Origin of the sequence: Synechococcus sp. CBW1004 (assembly GCF_015840715.1) — a bacterium.
Classification (GTDB): domain Bacteria; phylum Cyanobacteriota; class Cyanobacteriia; order PCC-6307; family Cyanobiaceae; genus Cyanobium.
In genome coordinates, this window is sequence record NZ_CP060397.1 from 1,445,205 (window position 1) to 1,463,324 (window position 18,120).

Genomic DNA, 18,120 nt, shown 5'->3' on the forward strand with positions numbered 1-18,120 from the left:
AATCAGCACTAGTCTTTTCGGCGGCAGTAGTGAGAAATGTCTTGGGCAACTCGGTAAATCAGGACATACGCTTCAATCAAAAGTCTTGCGACCAATACTGAAAGGGCGCAGATACCTGCATACATCAAACCTTCCTGGACGGAATGGGCGTAGAGTTGTGCTTCTCCATGGGAATCCCAACCGGAATTCTGACCTGACCAGCACCCTTGAATTGCCATTGACGAGAAGACATAACCAGTTGCAGCGCCTAATCCAAGACCCTGAGCGACTGCATAGAGAAAGGACAAAACAGAAGGTGCGGCATAGGATGAGAACCTGTAATCAGCAAGCAGCGTGACAAACAAAGACTTCTCGCCCTCTTGCCGCGGGGAGATGAATCGCATTGAACAAGAGACCGCAGCGCCAGCAAAGGCGCAGATGGCGGGGTAATTGGCAATATTTTTAAACTGACACTGCGGGAATCCAATGCCGCCCGAAGAGAAGGCGATTGCGAGACATGCGCCCAGCAGAAACCAGAGGAAACCTTGCCAGGGTGAGCGCATGATGCAGATGCGTGGAGCATCTGTATAGTCGCGCCTTAATTCCGGGATTGCGTTATTGTTACATTTCTTATCCAAGGACATGCCTCGCCGCGCCCAATAGAGAGATTGTGTTGGTATTTGCGCTAGTCCTTAGTGCCAACAACCTCCAACAGATCTTCAATCCCGCAGTCCAGCACCGTCACGATCTTCCCAGCGAGATCCAGCGAAAGTGCTGACGCTGCTTTCTCATCAGTCCTCGCCAACCTGGTAATGGTGGTTGCGGCAACACCCGCCTGAACAGCGAGGGAATGCATCGTAATCGGTTTCTCCCCCGCCTCAGCACGGCGAAGATTCGCCTTGGCGATTGCCTTGGCGAGGGTCAGTCGGACTTGCTTTGCCATAAGGCGCACAATACATCAGGCACCAGCAACGGGACTCTTAGCGCCTGGCACTCCATAAGGCGCACAGAGACCGCCCCTTCCCCAGGAACCCCAGAAGACCCGAGACGGCAGGGAACCAAGGGACAAAGTGACAGGCGCCCCGCGCATCCTAAGAGATACAGAGTGCCACGCACGCAGTCTCCAGCATTCTATGCTATGATTTGAGCGTTGAGGGGCAAGAGACTCATAGAAGTCCGCCCCTCCAACGCCCCCACCTGAAACCCACAGAGGTTCCCATGACCCGCTCCGAACTCAACCACCTGGATCTTGCGACTATTAACGCTGCCCAGAGCGTTATCGTCGCCGCTATTGAGCATCAGATATGCAAGTGGGAACAGGATTGTGCTGATGCTTCCGCCGATGGTCGCCTGATCAATGCCCTGCAACTTGAGCACTGGGCATTCGCAGCCCAACTGCTGCGCAGCATCACCTCTTCCGAACTGAGCGCCCTCTTCGCGCAGGTCGCCGACATCCAGTTCTCCTCCATGCCTCCTGTCCAGGAGATTGAGGTCCTGGCGGAGGTCGCCTGAGGCAAGCACCAGGAGGGGGGCATCCAACCCCCTCCCCCAGAAACCCACAAGAGGTTCCCGATGACACTCCGCAATACTGGTGCCAGCACCCACTCACCGCCTCCAGATCCTCATGGCAAAAGATCATCCCGACGCCCCGAAGCAATTTGGAGTCCGCCTGTCCGACGAAACCATGGAACTGGTCGCTGAGATCCAGGAGTACCGCAAACGCAACCAGCAATCATTCACCCTCGCCTCTGTCGTGGAAGACGCCATTCGGTGCCACTACAACCGACTGGTAGAGCGGGGACACCTCAATGACAAATGACACCCCTACCCCCTGGCGCCATTGAGCGCCTCATTCAGACCCTGCCCCCTGAGCGTGAAGACCCCTTCGCGCACCTGTCGGAACTCACCCCCGAGCAACTAATTCAGCGGCGCCTAGAGATCACCCAGCAGACCAAGCACCTGGAGCAGGAGCGCCAGAGGATTGATGAGGAACTTCAGGAGATCCACTCCGACGCCGAACTCAGGAATGGACTGCGGGTCTCAGGCGACTGGATCCTCAAGCAGAAGTCCCGAACCTCATGGGAATACGCGCAAGAGGTCGCGCAGGTCATCAAGGCGATCCAGAAGGAAGCGCAACGGGACGGCAGAGCAGTTTCACGACAGACCTTCTTTCTTTCATTCACAAGACCTGGCGCCTAGGACGCACTCCCTAGTGTCTCATGCTATTATTCCTTCAGAGACTCAGAGAAGTCCATCATCATGAACAGCATTGCAAGCGTTAACGGCACCGCCGCCGCCAAGTTCACCCAGCGATCCACCGCTGAGACCTTGGTGGAACTCAACCGCCCCATTGACCCGCGCCACTTCAAGACCCGCAAGCAGGGCAGCACGACCCTGACTTATGTGCCCTGGGCGACCCTGGCGAGGCACCTTCATCACAGGGCGCCGGGGTGGTGCTTTGAGATCCAGTCCGTTCAGGAGGTCGGCAGGTCGGTCGTGGTCACTGGGCGACTGACCATCCCCACCACCGATGGACTGCTGCACTACTCAGCAGTGGCATCGGAACCGCTGGAGTCCAAGTCCCAGGCACCCGCAGCAGAGGTGGCAGCGTCCTCATGTCTCAGGAGGGCGGCGGCGTTGGCGGGATTGGGTCTTGAGTTGTGGGGGTGAATCATGGCGAATATTTGGCACCCCGAAAAACTGTACAGATCAGCACCCAATCAGTTAGAGTCTAGATTGATATAAAGCATGTACATGAACGCGGCACTTCTCTTCCTAACTGGAGTTCTGACAGGAATTATCGTAGGTTATATTATTGCCAGAATGACACGAAGAAGAACAGATAAATCAACCGATGACTCCAAGAGCATTAGTCTACTTGAATCTCAATTGGCATCGGGGGAATCGTTGATGAGGCGCTTGGAGGACGATCTTGATACCTATAGACAGAGTTCGGAGCAATACAAATCGCAAGTTGAGGTCATGAAAGAGCGGATCAGATCTGGCGAAGAGCAGAAGAAGTTCCTTGAAGATGCACAGAATCACCTAAGGGCACAGTTTGAAGCACTGAGCGCTCAAATGCTAAAGAATAGCAGAGAAGAACTATTAAATACGAACAAGATGACAGTTGCTGATCCATTCAACGAACAAGTAAAGATCCTGCGAGATAAAGTTGAAGAGTTACAAAGGACAAGTCTTCAGCGACTTGATGTATTGCAAAGCACAACACGAGATCTCATCCAGAAGAGTTCCGATGTTCAAGGTGCAGCACAACAATTAACCACTGCTCTCCGCTCACCAAATACAAAGGGGAGATGGGGAGAGGTGAATCTAGTTCGTATTCTTGAGTTTGTAGGATTAGTTCCGTATTGTGACTTTCAGGAGCAGGTTCATGTAACCGACTTAGAGGGGAGTTCACGCCCAGACTGCATCATTCGCATCCCTGGAGATAGAAGAGTAATAATTGACTCCAAGGCACCTCTAGACAGTTATCTAGATGCAATGCAGGCGCCTGACGACAATAGCAAGAAAAGAGCAATTCAGGATCACACAAAGAAAGTTCGTGCTCACATAGATGCGTTGAGTAGAAAAGATTACACATCAAGACTTAGAGGTGATGGACAGATTATAGAAGCGGTTATTCTCTTTATACCGATTGAGGGTGCTTTAGCAATTGCTCTAGAAAGCGATCCTTCTTTGATAGAGTATGGTTTTAACAAGAATATCATATTGGCATTTCCAACGAGTCTTCTTGCTATCCTCAAAGGTCTATCACTGACCATTCAACAACAAGAAGTTGCCAACAATATTTACGCCATTCGCGACATGGCGATTGAACTTCACAAGCGTTTCATAAAGTTTACAGAGTACTACACGAAGGTCGGCATGAGGTTGCGTCAACTTAACGATTCGTACAATATGTCGGTAGGTTCGTTTAATTCCAAGTTGCTGAAGCAGGCGGAGAAGTTTGCTGAACTTGGTGGTTTTGAGGCAAAACAAGCAGAATTAGACGGGATTGAGAGTTCGGTACGATTCCCTCATGGCAACAATGATCAAACCGACTGACATAGTTTGGACCGCAAAATGTTAGTTTCAATCAACATTGAATACCAAGATCAGCACGGCAACTGGCGCCACTACTAGAGCAAGCAGAACGAAACGTACGCATATCAAGTCGCGCAGTATCGCGCCTAAACAATGAGGTAGTACCATCGTCCTTCGCATAAGGATGGGATGAGGTGCACATCATTTAGTCATGACTGTCAGTCAATATCATGATAGTTCCCATCTTTATCATAATACCCTCTGAAATGCCCCCTCTTAGACGGATTGTATCTTGGCGCATAGTCAATACGTCTGCGCTCACCTGAACCCGTTTTAAACCATTGATTCGATGCTCCCTGCCTCTGTGAGGATCCCCCTCGTTCTGCTTTGAACTTGACTTGATCCCACTTGAGTTTGAGTTTCTTCCGAAGTTCATTCGCAGTCTCCTTTGCTGCCTCAAATCCCATCACTCCTCTCGCAAGGACCTGATTGTTATCTGTGCGGAAGATATAGTAAGTGTATTCCTCCAGTAATGCTGTTGCTTCATTGCATCTCTGCATGAACTGATTAAATGTGATGCCTTGCGTGTTTGTCTTCATCGATACTCTTGTGTTTCTATCTACAAACTATCTATGTCCTCAGATATCTGGTTCTTCCGTGAGTTTTGGCAGTGTTCTGCGATGAACGCCTTGAAACCTTTTTCCGTATTTCCAACCTACAAAAGTATGCAGGGTCGGGTTCGATGGTTTCCTCCTCTTATGAAAATTTTTTTCCGGCAGTCAATTTTCAATACCCTCTCTCAGATCTCTACCAGACTTGTCCCTTCCAGCCTGAGAACTGGAAGTCACTTCTGTCCTTCACTGTGATCTCTTTTGGATTCAGACTCCTTTTTCAAGTCCCCAGAACTTGTAGGATACTGATACTTTCGTATATTGTGCCCTTTCCCTGTGTAACCGCTCTGGTCTCTCTCCCTGTGATACCGACGAAACAGGTCCGGATTGTATTTCTCTAAGAACCTGGGAAACGAGATTGACTCAAAACAGTCTGGTGATTGCTTCCGTAGGCACTGAAAGGTATACCCATAACTCTCTCGTCTTGGCATCAGAGCAGCACATCGATTCCTCTTCTTGTATTCCTTCCTTTGATTGAGTGAACAGAAAGGACAGGGGAATGCATATCCTGGTCCATGAGAAAACATCTTGGGTTCCACTTCTCCTCCATCAGTACCAGCAAGGTATGGGAGAATCTGTTGAAGATATCTTTCGGTAATCGTCATATAAGCACCTCAGTGTATTATTGGGCATTACTCTTTATTGGAGTCATCCATACATCATACCTTCTTCGTTAATATCTGTCAACAGCCTTACTACTTGACACCCATAAGGATTCTCCCTATAATAACCATATTGGCTGAGAAACACCAAGTCCCTAAGGTCTCTAAGTCAAAGATAAAACTTGTCTATATACTATATAGGGGTTTGATAAACAAGACTCTGTATTTCCTCCTGAATCCCAATTCCCTAAACACCAAGACGACGACCGAAGGGAGTATTCCATCGAACGTAGTGAGATGGAATGCATTAGAAACCATTCAATAAATCATCTTGTGTGTTGTATGTCTCTTCTGGAACCATCATCTTAGACAGCAATCACAAGACCCTCCTGAAACCCAGAACTCTACTAAATACATAAAGAATCCACAAGAATCCTATGGATCAATTCAACGAACCTATTCGAGAACAGATCTCTTTTAAGCAACACGAAAGCTACATTCGTGAGATTCGAGATCGTTTATGCACTCACTACAAACTCAATAAGTCAGATCTCATCAAGTATCTGATCAAGAAAGAAGAGTTAGCCCTGAAGAGACTTGATGGAATGGCATTTCATTGAAGACTCCAAAGCAACTAAATAGTTACACTATACCCCTATGTAGCACGATGAGTTCAGTCGTATCATCAGATCATAAGACCATCAATCTCTTCTTCTGCCCGCGTCATCTGGATACCCTTGAGGACTTTGAGAATCTCAGTAGGAAACTACGGCGATCCAGAACTGGGACCCTCCACTTTCTCTTGACCCATTACAAGTGGTATGAGAAATACAAGCAGACGGTGGTGTGAAGATGGCAACCTCAATCTCCGTTGATTCGGTCACATTAGCGATGCTGCAGGAACTTGCAAAGAAGTCCCGCATGAAACCCGATCAATATCTTGCAAGTTTGATTCAAGAGCAATACAAGAAGAACAAGTAGGCACCGCCCAACCATGAGCAGCAATCATCCTCACCATCTACAACCAGAAGAGTTCTCCCTTGAGGGACCGCCTACCAACCCCCTCGACCGCTGGACCTACGCCAAGGTGATCCAATACGCAGATGAAATGGATCTCCCTGATGAGGACTGGGACTGGATCAACTCCTGCTTTTCCCTGACGGAGTGGACGTTCTGAGGAGTTCTGATTATATTGGAAGTAACAAAGTAAAAGCCTCGAAATCTCACGCTGAGTCGCAGATACCCTGTGCCAATTGTACAACTGACCCTATAATCCCCCAAACCCGTTCACCCCATGGTATGCTGTTTTCACAGCGATGGATGCTCCTTCAGAGTTAGCAGACGCTTCAATTAAATATCTTCAACCTACTTCAATCTTCAAAAAGGCGAAAGAGCAAGCGAACCGCCTGGATAATTAATTTCGCAAGACTGGTTCTGACCTGGATACCTGAGGTCTAATTTGTCGTTTCCCTATGGGAGCGATGGACTTCATATCTTTTTTGTAGTCAGATAGACGACCGCAAACCGTCTTTAAACCCCTGTGTCGAATGCAGGATGATTGCGTGATTTACATTCTGAATACCTATCAACTATGGAATACCCCACTGCCACACTTATCCGAAATCTTGTTGTCAGTCATCTGATTAGCTCCAGCGAGCTTAACATCTTTGAGACTATTGACCACTGGATTGCCACCTTCGATCAGTATTTTCTTAATGATCCAGACTGGTTGAGAAAAGATGCTCCTGACCTAAAGGACTCTCTTCGAGCTCAGGTACTTCAACTGCTGGGACTAGATGATTTCTGAATTTCTAGCTATCCTGGTCGCCAAAGGCATTCTGCTCTCAGTAGCTTACCTTTAAGGTATTGCCCATCAGATAGACGACCGCAAACGGTCTCTAAACCCGATTTCGCCGCCTTACAAGGACTTCCTCTCTCGGTGAATGAGTGGAAACATCTCCATTAGGAGGCGTGATAAACCGCGCTGCTTTGGCAAAACATATTGAGCGTTCACCCACCGCTTTGTTGTGGTTTTTACTCAAGGAGGACACTAATCATGGGTTGCGATATCTACCTGTTCAGAAAAGATGCAAGTTCTCAATCCTCAGATCATGGTGAGATTTTCTGGGATGTGACGTCATCGGATCTTGGATACGAATTATCCTGCGTTGGCATTGACACCGATTATCGAGAGTTCTGCACTGATGATCTTCGCACACTTACACAAGAGCTAATTGATGGAGACAGCGAGGACTTTGGCGAATATACAGATGGTGCGCTAAAAGCACTTCTCAAGAATCTCGATAGCCTCAGCAATGAACAACGGAATAACTCCCGTTGGTTTCTAACGTTAGATTATTGAATCAAGCACTTCATACAAGCAAATAACCAGCTACTTTCACGATAGTGAGCAGCCCCTAAGCCCACTACCTTAAAGACATTAGTCCTCCCTGTGCAAACAGGGATTAAGGCAGATAGACGACCGCAAACCGTCTTTAAACCCCTGTGTCGAAAGCAGGGTGATTGCGATATCGCTTTCCATCACCAACAATCATTATGTACTCCAAAAAAGAAGTCTTTGAAGAATGCTACAATGAGCTTCACTCGGGATTCATACTGTATATGATGCTCTCGTTTGACGCTGAGGCTTATGAAGCGCGAAAGCGTGAGTATCTTGACAAGTTCAAGACAGGGATACAGTCCTTTGGTTACAGCTATGATGAATTCCTCGCCTGGTGCAAATCAAACCCTAACAACGAAACTCTCTATGGGAAGCTCACCTTCCCAGAGCAATAGAAACCTCCTTGTTGCTGTCCTGCCTCATATGTAAGGGCAAGCATCCCTGGACCAGCCCGTAAACATCATGCTCTGTACGAGCGTGAGAGGTGGTGCCTAAATCCCCAGCAACTGGAGGTAGCTCCTGCCATTGGGCACGATCTGCCTTCTCTGGGGATCGATGGACTTGATGTCTTTTATTCAGTCAGATAGACGACCGCAAACCGTCTCTAAACCCCTGTGTCGAAAGCAGGGTGATTGCGTGTGACCAATATTTTTCATTTCTTTCGTTCTTATGAATTACCCAGCTGCAGACCTCATCCTTAAGATTGCTGTCTCAAAGATGGTTCGGAAATACGATATTGATCTTGACGATCTGATCTATGACACTATCTCCGATTATGATCAATTCTTCGAAGGAGACAATGAGTGGTTTGACGAAGAAGATACTGACATGAAGGATTCACTTCGAGATCAGGTTCTTGAGTCTCTTCAACTCGACCAAAACGATACTGTAGCACTCATATTTGGTCGGTGACCTTGCGAGAGTAGGTTCAGACATTCAGTAGACGACCGCAAACCGTCTTTAAACCCCTGTGTCGAAAGCAGGGTGATTGCGATGGGAAAATACCATCTTATTATTTTAATGGCAATTGGTTTCGGTGCTACCACTACTAGCAACGAAGATACTATTCGATCTCTGCAGAAATCTACATTTCTAAGGAATGAAGAGATTGTTGATCTTTATCGTGACAAGTGGAATAGAATATATCCTGCTCGGATTTTTCACTCGTTCTCGGAGCAAGAGCTTTTTTCACCCCGTGAATACTGTTATCATAACCTTAATTCAGATCGCGCCTGTTTAAGCAGTGATTGTTCTTCTCCTAGCTCTACAGGGGAGACTCGGATTATTAGAGAGTTTTTGCGATTTGGATTCTGGTCTCTTACTATTGAGCAGACTATCAAGCCTTTTAATCCAGAGCGCATAAAGGAGTGGGAACTCACGATTGCTGTATGGTGCGGCAATCGACGAGTCTTTCATCCTCAGCAAGCCAAAAATAATATTCTTGCCTACCATGATCAATCCGTCTATGAGAGGTGGAAACAGATTGTGTTGGCAGATCTCGATAACTTTGCAGAAGTTCTTCGTGTTTTCAATCCTATGAATCACATATATTCAGTCGCCTGCTCTGCTTCATCGGAAAGAGTGTGTAAACGCTTGAACCTTGAAGTTCGAAATGGTATTGCTTTTCTACTTCATGAGAAAGGTAAGGTTTGTCAGCACAAGTCAGGTGCATTCATGCCCTCTACCTAATCTGATCTCCATAGACAATCAGAAGCTGTCTCTAAACCCTACTCTGTCGCCTTACAAGGACTTCCTCTCTCGGTGAATGAGTGGCAATAGTTGCACTGGAAGGCATGATACACTGCGCTGCTTTGGCAAAACATATGGAGTGTTCACCCACCGCCTTACAATTCAATTACCAAATCATCAACACACAATTATGACTTCTAATCAGCAAATCCTTATCCCTTGGTCTCCCATAATTGAAACATGGATAAATGAAGACCCTTATGCGTCTGATAACTTTTGGAGTTATTATCCCGATGCCAACCACTCTCCTTATGAACAACTCATCCAAATTCATATGGTAGCAGAGGATACTAATGCCGATTTCTTTGATTCGCTTGTCCATGTCATTTCAAATATCGTAAATGATGATAGCGGAGGCTTTCAATGCGATTTTTGCGAGGAGGGTGTTTATGTGATCTCCTAGCAATATCTTTGACCTGTCTGGCTGCAAGGTGCAACTGCATCACAACGACTCAAGGTCCACTGCCTTGGGTCGTTTTTGTTTCTTCCCGTAGGTTCGTGCTGTTGCTTCCGCCCTTCTCGCTCCCGGAGCTGTTTTTTTTCTCTCTTGATCACCTGCAGGATATTGACTCATATTGTCTAAAAGAGTATCTTCACCATTGCTGACAGAAGCACTTTGAAAGAAGCCTAGTGAATCAATATGAAAACGGCTGGATAGTCCATCGTATGTTTTTTGAATCATAGCTAGAGATGTGCCGCAGTTCTTTGCTACCAGATTGACTCTTTGCCCTTGCAAGAGTGCAAATGAGATATGTGTGGACCTCAAAGAGTAAAGTGTATATTTGCGATCAAAGTCGCATTTGGCGAGAACACGGTTGAACCACTGTCTTATATGCTCTATATGATACATTGATCTATCACTAAAAAATGGATTCATCATTAATAAGTCATCATCTGATGGCGGCAAAACCAGCGGCTCTATTTCGGTGACTAGATTGCCTTTCTTATCTTTTATCATTTCAGCAGTGATTCTTCTGTTTAAATCTGCATGCTGTTCATTGCGGATTTTAATTCCTTTGCTCAGGTGTGACTTAATCGCTTGAAGCGTGTTTCCGTTCATAGCCACTTCTCTCCCACCTGTCTTTGTAGTATTGGATATTTTCACGATCCCGCTGAGTTTTCCGTCTGACCTCCTGACTACTTCGCAGTCACCCCAGCGAATCTGCGCTGTTTCATGCGGTCTGCATCCTGATTGATATTGAAATCTTACCCACTGAATAATCCAACGTCTCTTCCACCTTGTTTCTTGATCTAAAGACTGTTTCTCAATTGCATATAGCTCATCGCTAAACCTTTTCCAATGATCTGGCAAGAAAGCTGGATTTGCCTCATCTCTATAGTTCTTGCGGTCTTTAATCTTCTTTACTTCCGGCTTCTTCTTAGGGTCAAGCATCTCATTGTCTACCATCCAACTTAAAATTGCCTTCAAGGTCGTGATGTCACTATTAATTGTCCCCGCTGAAAGTCCATTAGTATCACTCTTCCATTTTCCTTTTTGCGTCACATCAAGGTAATATCCTGAGTAATCAGAGAATGAAGTCTTACAAATATCGCCAATACTGCGGATTCCTTTTGCCCTACAGTAGGGGAGTATTCGTTGCGATATCCTCTGTCTATAAAGGTCATGTGACCGATCGGCAAGTTGTCCTCGCGTTACTTCAACCTCCTTTTCCTGTAGATATAATTCACAAATCTTTGCAAAAGAGAGGTTTCGGCTTTTTGTTTTTGGAGCCTGACTTTCAATCTGGACATATGCAGACAAAGCATTCTTATGCGCTTGCTTAATGTCGCTTGTCTTAAGTGAGATATTAGTGTATCTTTTTCCGCCTCTGTTTACGCGAAGGAAGAACGCCTCTCTCTCTGCATACTTAATAACGTATGCCTGACCATTAAGGGTTGGCTCCTTGATCTCAATTTTCGGCATAGCAGAGAACCGAGAGGGTGTTCATCGGACCAACATCAGTTCCAACCCTCGCCTGAGCGGTCTCGACGTGACTGACTTTAGCATCAAAAACGGCTTGTTCCAACCCTTGTTCCAACCTTAGAAACGAGACTGGAGCTAGGGTTTTTCAATTTCGTGGGTGGCCAACGGAGGTGCGCCGCACAGATGATCGGGATTTTACGTGGGGCCTGTGATCGCCTCGGCCAGGAGTTCACGCTGGTCGGGATCCGGCGGCCCCTTGAGCTCGATGCGGTTGCCTTCCGGGTCCTGCAGGTACAGGGAGGGACCGTGCCCGTCGGCGCCATAGCGGCGTTCCACGGCCCCGAACGGCACACCATGGCGCAGCAGATGCGCCTGGATCGCCTCGCTGTCGAAGTGCTCGAGGCGCAGACAGAAATGATCCAGGTTGTGGCCAGCGGCGGCCGGGGGTGCGGAGCCGGCCCCCGCGGGCCGGGCCCCATCGACGAGATCGATCAGGCTGCGACCGGCCCGCAGCTGGGTCAGACCGGTCTGCGGCAGCACCCTCTCCACGCGACAGCCCAGGACGGTGACGTACCAGTCGGCCAGAGCCTCCCGATCGATCACCCTCAGCACCACATGATCCAGCCCCAGCAGGCTCAGGGGGTGTGACATCGGTAGGCCTCCGCCCTCAGGCCCCTTCGATCGCCTCGATGACACCGTCGCGCACCAGGATCGCCGCCTGGAGCTTCTCCACCAGGTTGTCGCCGACCGACACGTCGATCGTGCTCTCGATCTGACCCTGCTCCACGACCGCCTCCATCTCGAGTTCGCGAACCTGACGCTGCTGCTCGAGCAGCTGACGCTTCTGCTCCTCCAGCTCGGCACGCTTGGCGGCCACCTGCTGCTGCACCGAGGCCACCTGCTCCTGCACGCGCGGATCGAGGGGATTGGCACTCTGGCGGCGGATCTGATCGATCACCAGCTGCCCCTCCTGCTCCAGCTGGCCGAGCTGCTGATCGACGTTGACGATGGCGTTGCTGAGCTCCCGCTCGGCATCCTCCTTCCAGCGCGGGGTGACGACGGCCCGCACCGTGATCGTGCGCTTGATCGTCAGGGTGGTGCCGTCAGCCATGGGGAGGACAAATCAGCCCACAGGCTGTCAGCCGGCGGGGAGCCGGTCAACCGAGCCCGGCGGGCCGCTCAGCCGCCCGTGTCCCCGTAGATGGCGGCAATCGCGCCGGCATCGCGCTCGCTGATGCGGTCGCGGCGCTGCTTGAGCGTCTGGGTGAGCAGACCGTTGTCGATCGAGAACGGCTCCACCAGCGCCACCCCGGCCAGACGCTCATCGGGGCGGGCGCCGGGGCGGGCCTGCAGGCGGCGGTTGAGCCGGCTTGTGAGCGCCTTGAGCAGGGCCGCTTCGGCGCCGGGGGCGCTGCCATCGGGCCACTGCTCCCGCGGCTGCAGGCCCTGCTCGCGGGCGAAGGCGGCCAGGGGTTCGGCCCTGGGCACCACCAGGGCACCAAGGGCCTTGCGGTCCTGCCCCACCAGCATCACCTGCTCCACCAGGGTGCAGGCCACCAGGCATTCCTCCAGCGGCCCGGGCTCGATGTTCTCGCCGCTGCTCAGCACGATCGTGTCCTTGGCGCGGCCGGTGAGCACCAGCGAGCCATCGCCCAGCAGCTGGCCCAGGTCGCCGGTGTCGAACCAGCCCTCGCTGTCGAGCACCTTCGCCGTGGCCTCCGGCTTGTTGTGGTAACCGCCCATCACCTGGGGGCCGCGGGCGAGCACCAGGCCGCGCTCACCCTGGGGCAGGGGCCGGCGGGTCTGGGGATCGACGATGCGGATCTCGGTGCCCGCGAGGGGCTGGCCGGCACTGCCGCGCCGGTTGCACCAGGGCCGGCGGCAGGTGAGCACCGGGCTGGTCTCGGTGAGGCCATAGCCCACCAGCAGCTCGATGCCGATCGCCTCGAAGAAGCCATCGACATGCAGCGCCAGGGCGCCGCCGCCGCTGATCGCCCGCCGCAGCTCACCGCCCACCAGCTGCTGGCGCACCTTGGGCCAGAACAGAGCCTCGGAGAGGACATGCAGAGGGGTGCGCAGCAGTGCCTTGATCCGGGCCCTCAGCCGCCGGCCACCGGGCACGGGCGCCAGGGTGAGATCGGCGGCGGTGCGTCGCGCCAGGGCCCAGGCACGGCTGTTGGCCAGCGCGGCCTGGAGCAGCCGGCGGCGGGAGGCGGGCATCGCCGCCAGCGCATCCTCGAAGCCGGCCATCAGCGCCTCCCAGAGACGGGGCACGCTGATCAGGTATTGCGGCCGCACCTTCTGCAGATCGGAGCGCAGCTGGCGCAGGGTCGTGTAGGTCTGCCGGCAGCCGCGTGAGAGCAGGAAGTATTCGGCACTACGCTCATAGGCATGCCAGATCGGCAGCACGCTCAGCACCCGCTCCCCCGGTTCGGGCTGCACCGCCACCCCGAGGGTGCGCAGCTGATGCAGCAGGTTGGCGTGGCTGAGCGGCACCCCCTTGGGCGTGCCGGTGGTGCCGGAGGTGTACAGCAGCGTCGCCAGGCGGGCGGGGCCGGCGGACGGCAGCGGCGGCACGGGGCTGGAGGCGCCGCGCTCGAGCAACGACTCCCAACCCAGACAGGCGACGCCGGCATCCGCAGGCACGCCGAACTCCCCGTCCTCCAGCACAACCACAAAGCGCAGACGGGCCAGGGCGTCGCCATCGAGGGCCAGCCGCTGCAGCAGCTCCCGGGACTCCACCACCAGCCCCACGGCGCCGGAGTCACCCAGGATGTATCGCAACTCCTCGGGGGGCGCGGCACTGCCCCGCACCGCATCGGCCGCGCCCGCCCGCATCAGCCCCTGATCAGCCACCAGCCAGCGGGGGCCGTTCTCGGCGAAGACGGCCACCACATCCCCCTCCATCACGCCCAGCGCCGCGAAGGCGGCGGCGGCCTGCTCGATGCGACGGTGCAGCTCCTGATACGAGAGCGTCTCCGGCGGTTGGGCGTGGGGCGCCTCCAGAGCGATCGCCTCGCCGTGGCGGTCGGCCAGGGCGCTCCAGAGCTGCTCCAGCCCCTGCAGGTCGGACCAGTCGGGAGCACCGGCCAGGGCCCGCAGATCGGCGGGGCTGGCACTCCAGGGCAGCGGGGCGGTGGAGGGTGAAGCGGTCGACATGGGCCCGGATGGGGAGCGCGCCCATGCTGGCCGCTGAGGCAAGGCGCTGGGCATGGGCAGAAGCAGGTCCTTGCCGCCGGCTGCGCCACTGCCCTGCGCCAGTTCCATACGCCAGCGCCCCGGAGCTGGCCGATCGTCAGGAGGATCAGCCGCGGCCACGCCCTCCCTCGGGGCACCGGATGAGGGAGTCGGGGATCAGAGCAGCCCGGTGGCCAGGAACTCGCCCGCAAGCTTGTCCAGCTCCTCCATCGGCCTGGCAGCCCCCAGTTCCAGCTGCAGGCAGGTCGCCGCCTGGCGCAGAAGGGCCGGGGCGAGGGCGTCAGCGGTGCAGCCGGGGATCCAGTCCACCAGGCGCCCCACCGGCAGGCCCGTGAGGCCGCACGGGGTGATCGCCCCGAACCCGTCCAGCGGCATCTCCACATTCAGCGCCAGGCCGTGCTGGCTGATCCAGCGGCGGGCCCCCACCCCGATCGCCGCCACCTTGCGGCCCTCCAGCCACACGCCCGTCCGTCCGGCGACCCGCTCACCGCGCAGGCCGAGCTCAGCGAGCAGATCGATCACCACCTGCTCAAGGCTGCGCAGATAGAGGTGCAGGTCGGAGCCGCGGCGGCGCAGATCGAGCACGGGATAAAGCACCAGCTGGCCGGGGGCGTGATGGGTCACCTCGCCGCCGCGGTCGATGCGATGCAGCGGCAGGGGCGGAGCGGCCGGATCGAAGTGGAGGTGCTCCAGGCTGGCGCCGCGGCCGAGGGTGTAGCAGGGCTGGTGCTGCAGCAGCACCAGCGCCTCGGGCGCCCGTGGATCAGCCAGCAGGCGCGCCTGCAGGGCGCGCTGCCAGCGCCAGGCCTGCGCGAAGGGCACAGGAACCGCGGCAACGAAAAGATTTGCTGTTGTGGAGGGCTCCATCGTGAGGCCTTCCTAGCGTGGGCACACCCGGGGGAGGCACCTCCCTGGCGCCCCGCCCCCGGCGGCTGATACTGCCCAGAGATCCTGATGAAACTGCTCATCCACGGCCGCAATCTTGATGTGACCCCTGCGATCCGTGACTACACCGAGTCCAAGATCAGCCGAGCGATCACCCATTTCGGCGACATGGTCAAGGAAGCGGATGTGCACCTGTCCGTCGCCCGCAATCCGCGCGTCCCCCAGCAGATTGTCGAGGTGACGATGTTCGCCAACGGCACCGTGATCCGTGCCCAGGAGCGCAGCGAGAACCTGTACGCCAGCATTGATCTGGTGGCCAACAAGCTCAGCCGTCAGCTGCATCGCTACAAGGACCGTCTGCATGAGCGCAGCCACGGTCCGGTGCATCGCTCCGCCCGCGACGAAGAGGCCGGTGCCGCCACGCTTCCCCCTCCCGGTGCCTCGATCACCGAGGGGCTGGAGCCCTCCGTCCCCCATCGGGGCGTGCGCCGCAAATACTTCGAGATGCAGCCGATGGATCTCGAGGAGGCCCTGCATCAGCTGGAGATGGTGGACCACGATTTCTATGTCTTCCGCGATGCTGCCAGCGGCCAGATCCAGGTGGTCTACCGCCGCAATCACGGCGGCTTCGGTGTGATTCAGGCCAAGGACGCCTGAGGTCTGACGATCTGTCGGGTCCCCATCAGGAGTGTCGGGCTCCGGCCCTGATGGGGACCCTTGCCGTGATCCGGATCCCTATCAGGCCGGAGTGCGGACCGGGTGGGAGCCACCGATCTCAGCAGCGGACGCCGCTGCCTGCTCATTCGGCCTCACCGCCAGGGGCGTTCGCCAGGGAGCAGCAGCGCCGATGTGCCCTCTGTGTCCCTCGGGTACCCATGCCGCTGCAGCCTGCCCCTGTCCAGACTCGGCACTCCCACCCGCACAGCGAACCGCGCGTGTCCCGCGACCTGCCCGATCTGGCTCCCCTGATCGATCACGCCCTGCTCGATCCGCACCACGGCGCCGAGGCGGTGCGCGAGCGGAGCGATGAGGCCCGCCACTTCGGCTTCGCCGGGATCTGCCTGGCCTCCCGCTGGGTGGCGACCGCCCGCCCGCTGCTGCCGCCGGGCGACCGGGTGCGGCTGATTTCGGTGGTGGGCTTCCCGTTCGGCGCGGTGCCGGCGGCGATCAAGCGGGCCGAGGCGGAGGCCGCCGCCACCGCCGGGGCCGATGAACTGGATGTGGTGCCCGATTTCGGTGCCCTGGCCGATGGCGACAGCAGCGCGGTGCACGACGACCTGGCGGTGATCTGCGAACTGGGCCTGCCGGTGAAGGTGATCGTCGAGGTGGGTCGGCTCAGCGATGCGGCCCTGCAGCTGCTGGTGGAGGCCAGCCTCGATGCCGGCGTGCGCTGGCTCAAGAGCGGCAGCGGCTTCGGGCCGCCGGTGACACCGCCGCAGATCCGGCGCCTGGCCGAGCTCGCCCGCGGCAGGGCGGGGGTGAAGGCCTCGGGCGGCATCAGCAGCCTCGAGCAGGCCTATGCCCTGGTGGAGGCAGGGGCCACGCGTCTGGGCACCAGCCGCGGCGTGACGCTGATGCAGGCGCTGCGCGGGCCCACCACGCCACCTGAGGGCTGAGGTCACGGGCCGACGGAATCCAGCCGGGACGACCTCCGCTGCAGTTGTCGCGACACAGCAGCGAGAAGGCCGGAGACCCCTCACAGGGCTCCGCCGTGGCGCCGCCGGAGCCCTGGCGGGATCACCACCCGGAGCAGCCGCCGCCCCGTCCCCGGGTCAGAGTCAGGGGGCAGGGCCTGCCGATCGTGAGCGACACCACCCTGGAGGGCCTGGCCCTCGCCACCGGCCCGCTCGGTGAGAACGACCGCCTGCTCACCCTGCTCAGCCAGGATGAGGGCCTGACCCGACTGGCGGTGCCCGGGGCCCGGCGCCCCCGCAGCAGCCTGGCGGCGGCGGTGCCGCTGGCCCATCTGCGCCTGCAGGTGGTGGGCCGCCGCGGCCTGCGGCGCGTGAAGCAGCTGCAGGTGCTGCACAACTACAGCGCCCTGGCTCAGCGGCTGGAACCCCTGGCAGCCGCCCAGGGCCTGGCGGAGCTCTGCCTGCGGCTGGTGCCGGAGCAGGCGCCGGCCCCGGAGATCCTCGCGGATCTGCTGCTGCAGCTGGGCCGGCTGGAGGAGCTGGTGCGCGAACGCGGTGAACGGCGCGAAGCGCTGGCGATCGCGGTGCAGGGCTCGGTGCACCTGCTGGCCCTGGGCGGCTACGCCCTGCCCCTGCAGAGCTGCTGCCGCACAGGGGCACCGCTGGAGCCGCCCCTGGGCGATCGGCAGTGGCACTGCAGCCTGCTGCCGGGAGAGGGGCTGGCGCTCGGGGCGCTGGCCGGTGCCCGGCTGGTGCTGTGGTCGTCGGAACTGGCGCTGCTGCAGCGGCTTCCCAGACCGGGCCTGCCTCTGCGACCCGGCGGCGAGCTGATGGGGCCCGAGCCGGTGTGGCTGCACCTGCTGGAACTGATCGAGGCCTGGAGCGGTGACCATCTCGGCCGCAGCCCACGGGCCTTCAGACTGCTGCGCAGTGGCTCTGCGTCCATGCCTCCATCGTCCCCTCCCCTGCGATGAGCCGCCAGCGATGAGCGCGACGGACGACCCTGTGGCAAGCGACAGATCCGTCAGCAAGA

21 protein-coding genes are annotated in these 18,120 nt (G+C 55.7%); 13 read left to right on the forward strand and 8 right to left on the reverse strand.

Annotated features, from left to right (window positions below; genetic code table 11):
* Positions 1–8 precede the first annotated feature (8 nt).
* Positions 9–623: a DUF4282 domain-containing protein gene (locus H8F25_RS07005; protein ID WP_197212788.1), complete on the reverse strand. Its 615-nt coding sequence runs from the start codon at positions 621–623 to the stop codon at positions 9–11.
* A gap of 41 nt (positions 624–664) precedes the next feature.
* Positions 665–922 (reverse strand): helix-turn-helix transcriptional regulator, encoded by a 258-nt coding sequence (locus tag H8F25_RS07010; RefSeq protein WP_197212789.1) that lies wholly within the window; start codon positions 920–922, stop codon positions 665–667.
* A 275-nt stretch (positions 923–1,197) separates the two neighbouring features.
* On the opposite strand from H8F25_RS07010, the gene H8F25_RS07015 reads away from it, so the two are divergent.
* The 5 genes from H8F25_RS07015 to rmuC all read left to right on the forward strand — a co-directional run bounded on the left by H8F25_RS07015 (position 1,198) and on the right by rmuC (position 4,044).
* On the forward strand, positions 1,198–1,491 hold the full coding sequence (locus tag H8F25_RS07015) for a hypothetical protein (protein ID WP_197212790.1): 294 nt from the start codon (positions 1,198–1,200) through the stop codon (positions 1,489–1,491).
* Positions 1,492–1,663: 172 nt separating this feature from the next.
* Positions 1,664–1,798: a hypothetical protein gene (locus H8F25_RS17960; RefSeq protein WP_255518318.1), complete on the forward strand. Its 135-nt coding sequence runs from the start codon at positions 1,664–1,666 to the stop codon at positions 1,796–1,798.
* Positions 1,795–2,178 (forward strand): hypothetical protein, encoded by a 384-nt coding sequence (locus H8F25_RS07020; protein ID WP_197212791.1) that lies wholly within the window; start codon positions 1,795–1,797, stop codon positions 2,176–2,178. Before H8F25_RS17960 ends, H8F25_RS07020 begins: the two co-directional genes overlap by 4 nt.
* 60 nt (positions 2,179–2,238) lie before the next feature.
* A complete protein-coding gene (locus H8F25_RS07025; RefSeq protein WP_197212792.1) occupies positions 2,239–2,649 on the forward strand; it encodes a hypothetical protein in 411 nt (136 codons plus the stop codon).
* An 84-nt stretch (positions 2,650–2,733) separates the two neighbouring features.
* Positions 2,734–4,044, forward strand: a complete 1,311-nt coding sequence (rmuC, locus tag H8F25_RS07030) for a DNA recombination protein RmuC (protein ID WP_197212793.1) — start codon at positions 2,734–2,736, stop codon at positions 4,042–4,044.
* A 197-nt stretch (positions 4,045–4,241) separates the two neighbouring features.
* Here the strand turns inward: rmuC and H8F25_RS07035 are convergent, their stop codons facing one another.
* Positions 4,242–4,622 carry a hypothetical protein gene (locus tag H8F25_RS07035; RefSeq protein ID WP_197212794.1) on the reverse strand — a complete coding sequence of 127 codons (381 nt, stop codon included), beginning with the start codon at positions 4,620–4,622 and terminating at the stop codon, positions 4,242–4,244.
* Positions 4,623–6,290: 1,668 nt separating this feature from the next.
* Between H8F25_RS07035 and H8F25_RS17655 the strand changes: the two genes are divergently transcribed.
* The 5 genes from H8F25_RS17655 to H8F25_RS07055 all read left to right on the forward strand — a co-directional run bounded on the left by H8F25_RS17655 (position 6,291) and on the right by H8F25_RS07055 (position 9,849).
* Positions 6,291–6,473, forward strand: a complete 183-nt coding sequence (locus tag H8F25_RS17655; protein ID WP_231597229.1) for a hypothetical protein — start codon at positions 6,291–6,293, stop codon at positions 6,471–6,473.
* Between the two features lie 879 nt (positions 6,474–7,352).
* Complete coding sequence (locus tag H8F25_RS07040; protein ID WP_197212795.1) at positions 7,353–7,658, forward strand: hypothetical protein; 306 nt, start codon at positions 7,353–7,355, stop codon at positions 7,656–7,658.
* 708 nt (positions 7,659–8,366) lie between these two features.
* A complete protein-coding gene (locus H8F25_RS07045) occupies positions 8,367–8,609 on the forward strand; it encodes a hypothetical protein (protein ID WP_197212796.1) in 243 nt (80 codons plus the stop codon).
* 81 nt (positions 8,610–8,690) lie between these two features.
* Entirely contained in the window at positions 8,691–9,386 is a 696-nt protein-coding gene (locus H8F25_RS07050) for a hypothetical protein (RefSeq protein ID WP_231597231.1), read from the forward strand.
* 190 nt (positions 9,387–9,576) lie between these two features.
* Positions 9,577–9,849, forward strand: a complete 273-nt coding sequence (locus H8F25_RS07055) for a hypothetical protein (RefSeq protein WP_231597232.1) — start codon at positions 9,577–9,579, stop codon at positions 9,847–9,849.
* A 39-nt stretch (positions 9,850–9,888) separates the two neighbouring features.
* Here H8F25_RS07055 and H8F25_RS07060 read toward each other — a convergent pair whose 3' ends face one another.
* The 5 genes from H8F25_RS07060 to lipB all read right to left on the reverse strand — a co-directional run bounded on the left by H8F25_RS07060 (position 9,889) and on the right by lipB (position 15,435).
* On the reverse strand, positions 9,889–11,370 hold the full coding sequence (locus tag H8F25_RS07060; protein ID WP_197212802.1) for a hypothetical protein: 1,482 nt from the start codon (positions 11,368–11,370) through the stop codon (positions 9,889–9,891).
* A gap of 195 nt (positions 11,371–11,565) precedes the next feature.
* Positions 11,566–12,021 (reverse strand): VOC family protein, encoded by a 456-nt coding sequence (locus tag H8F25_RS07065; protein WP_197212804.1) that lies wholly within the window; start codon positions 12,019–12,021, stop codon positions 11,566–11,568.
* Positions 12,022–12,037: 16 nt separating this feature from the next.
* Entirely contained in the window at positions 12,038–12,481 is a 444-nt protein-coding gene (locus H8F25_RS07070) for a YlqD family protein (RefSeq protein ID WP_197212806.1), read from the reverse strand.
* Between the two features lie 68 nt (positions 12,482–12,549).
* Positions 12,550–14,529, reverse strand: a complete 1,980-nt coding sequence (locus H8F25_RS07075; protein WP_197212807.1) for an AMP-binding protein — start codon at positions 14,527–14,529, stop codon at positions 12,550–12,552.
* 195 nt (positions 14,530–14,724) lie between these two features.
* Positions 14,725–15,435 carry a lipoyl(octanoyl) transferase LipB gene (gene lipB, locus H8F25_RS07080; protein ID WP_197212809.1) on the reverse strand — a complete coding sequence of 237 codons (711 nt, stop codon included), beginning with the start codon at positions 15,433–15,435 and terminating at the stop codon, positions 14,725–14,727.
* 87 nt (positions 15,436–15,522) lie between these two features.
* On the opposite strand from lipB, the gene hpf reads away from it, so the two are divergent.
* From hpf to recO, 3 genes are all read left to right on the forward strand, one after another.
* Positions 15,523–16,110, forward strand: coding sequence for a ribosome hibernation-promoting factor, HPF/YfiA family (gene hpf / locus H8F25_RS07085; RefSeq protein ID WP_197212811.1), 588 nt, complete (start codon positions 15,523–15,525; stop codon positions 16,108–16,110).
* Positions 16,111–16,388: 278 nt separating this feature from the next.
* A complete protein-coding gene (gene deoC / locus H8F25_RS07090) occupies positions 16,389–17,069 on the forward strand; it encodes a deoxyribose-phosphate aldolase (RefSeq protein WP_231597233.1) in 681 nt (226 codons plus the stop codon).
* Positions 17,070–17,251: 182 nt separating this feature from the next.
* Complete coding sequence (gene recO, locus H8F25_RS07095; protein ID WP_370525879.1) at positions 17,252–18,061, forward strand: DNA repair protein RecO; 810 nt, start codon at positions 17,252–17,254, stop codon at positions 18,059–18,061.
* Positions 18,062–18,120 lie beyond the last annotated feature (59 nt).

What these genes read in the sequence shown, in the direction of transcription:
- H8F25_RS07005 (WP_197212788.1), bottom strand. Translation starts at nt 623, where the DNA reads ATGTCCTTGGATAAGAAATGTAACAATAACGCAATCCCGGAATTAAGG.
- H8F25_RS07010 (WP_197212789.1), bottom strand. Translation starts at nt 922, where the DNA reads ATGGCAAAGCAAGTCCGACTGACCCTCGCCAAGGCAATCGCCAAGGCG.
- H8F25_RS07015 (WP_197212790.1), top strand. Translation starts at nt 1,198, where the DNA reads ATGACCCGCTCCGAACTCAACCACCTGGATCTTGCGACTATTAACGCT.
- H8F25_RS17960 (WP_255518318.1), top strand. Translation starts at nt 1,664, where the DNA reads ATGGAACTGGTCGCTGAGATCCAGGAGTACCGCAAACGCAACCAGCAA.
- H8F25_RS07020 (WP_197212791.1), top strand. Translation starts at nt 1,795, where the DNA reads ATGACACCCCTACCCCCTGGCGCCATTGAGCGCCTCATTCAGACCCTG.
- H8F25_RS07025 (WP_197212792.1), top strand. Translation starts at nt 2,239, where the DNA reads ATGAACAGCATTGCAAGCGTTAACGGCACCGCCGCCGCCAAGTTCACC.
- rmuC (WP_197212793.1), top strand. Translation starts at nt 2,734, where the DNA reads ATGAACGCGGCACTTCTCTTCCTAACTGGAGTTCTGACAGGAATTATC.
- H8F25_RS07035 (WP_197212794.1), bottom strand. Translation starts at nt 4,622, where the DNA reads ATGAAGACAAACACGCAAGGCATCACATTTAATCAGTTCATGCAGAGA.
- H8F25_RS17655 (WP_231597229.1), top strand. Translation starts at nt 6,291, where the DNA reads ATGAGCAGCAATCATCCTCACCATCTACAACCAGAAGAGTTCTCCCTT.
- H8F25_RS07040 (WP_197212795.1), top strand. Translation starts at nt 7,353, where the DNA reads ATGGGTTGCGATATCTACCTGTTCAGAAAAGATGCAAGTTCTCAATCC.
- H8F25_RS07045 (WP_197212796.1), top strand. Translation starts at nt 8,367, where the DNA reads ATGAATTACCCAGCTGCAGACCTCATCCTTAAGATTGCTGTCTCAAAG.
- H8F25_RS07050 (WP_231597231.1), top strand. Translation starts at nt 8,691, where the DNA reads ATGGGAAAATACCATCTTATTATTTTAATGGCAATTGGTTTCGGTGCT.
- H8F25_RS07055 (WP_231597232.1), top strand. Translation starts at nt 9,577, where the DNA reads ATGACTTCTAATCAGCAAATCCTTATCCCTTGGTCTCCCATAATTGAA.
- H8F25_RS07060 (WP_197212802.1), bottom strand. Translation starts at nt 11,370, where the DNA reads ATGCCGAAAATTGAGATCAAGGAGCCAACCCTTAATGGTCAGGCATAC.
- H8F25_RS07065 (WP_197212804.1), bottom strand. Translation starts at nt 12,021, where the DNA reads ATGTCACACCCCCTGAGCCTGCTGGGGCTGGATCATGTGGTGCTGAGG.
- H8F25_RS07070 (WP_197212806.1), bottom strand. Translation starts at nt 12,481, where the DNA reads ATGGCTGACGGCACCACCCTGACGATCAAGCGCACGATCACGGTGCGG.
- H8F25_RS07075 (WP_197212807.1), bottom strand. Translation starts at nt 14,529, where the DNA reads ATGTCGACCGCTTCACCCTCCACCGCCCCGCTGCCCTGGAGTGCCAGC.
- lipB (WP_197212809.1), bottom strand. Translation starts at nt 15,435, where the DNA reads ATGGAGCCCTCCACAACAGCAAATCTTTTCGTTGCCGCGGTTCCTGTG.
- hpf (WP_197212811.1), top strand. Translation starts at nt 15,523, where the DNA reads ATGAAACTGCTCATCCACGGCCGCAATCTTGATGTGACCCCTGCGATC.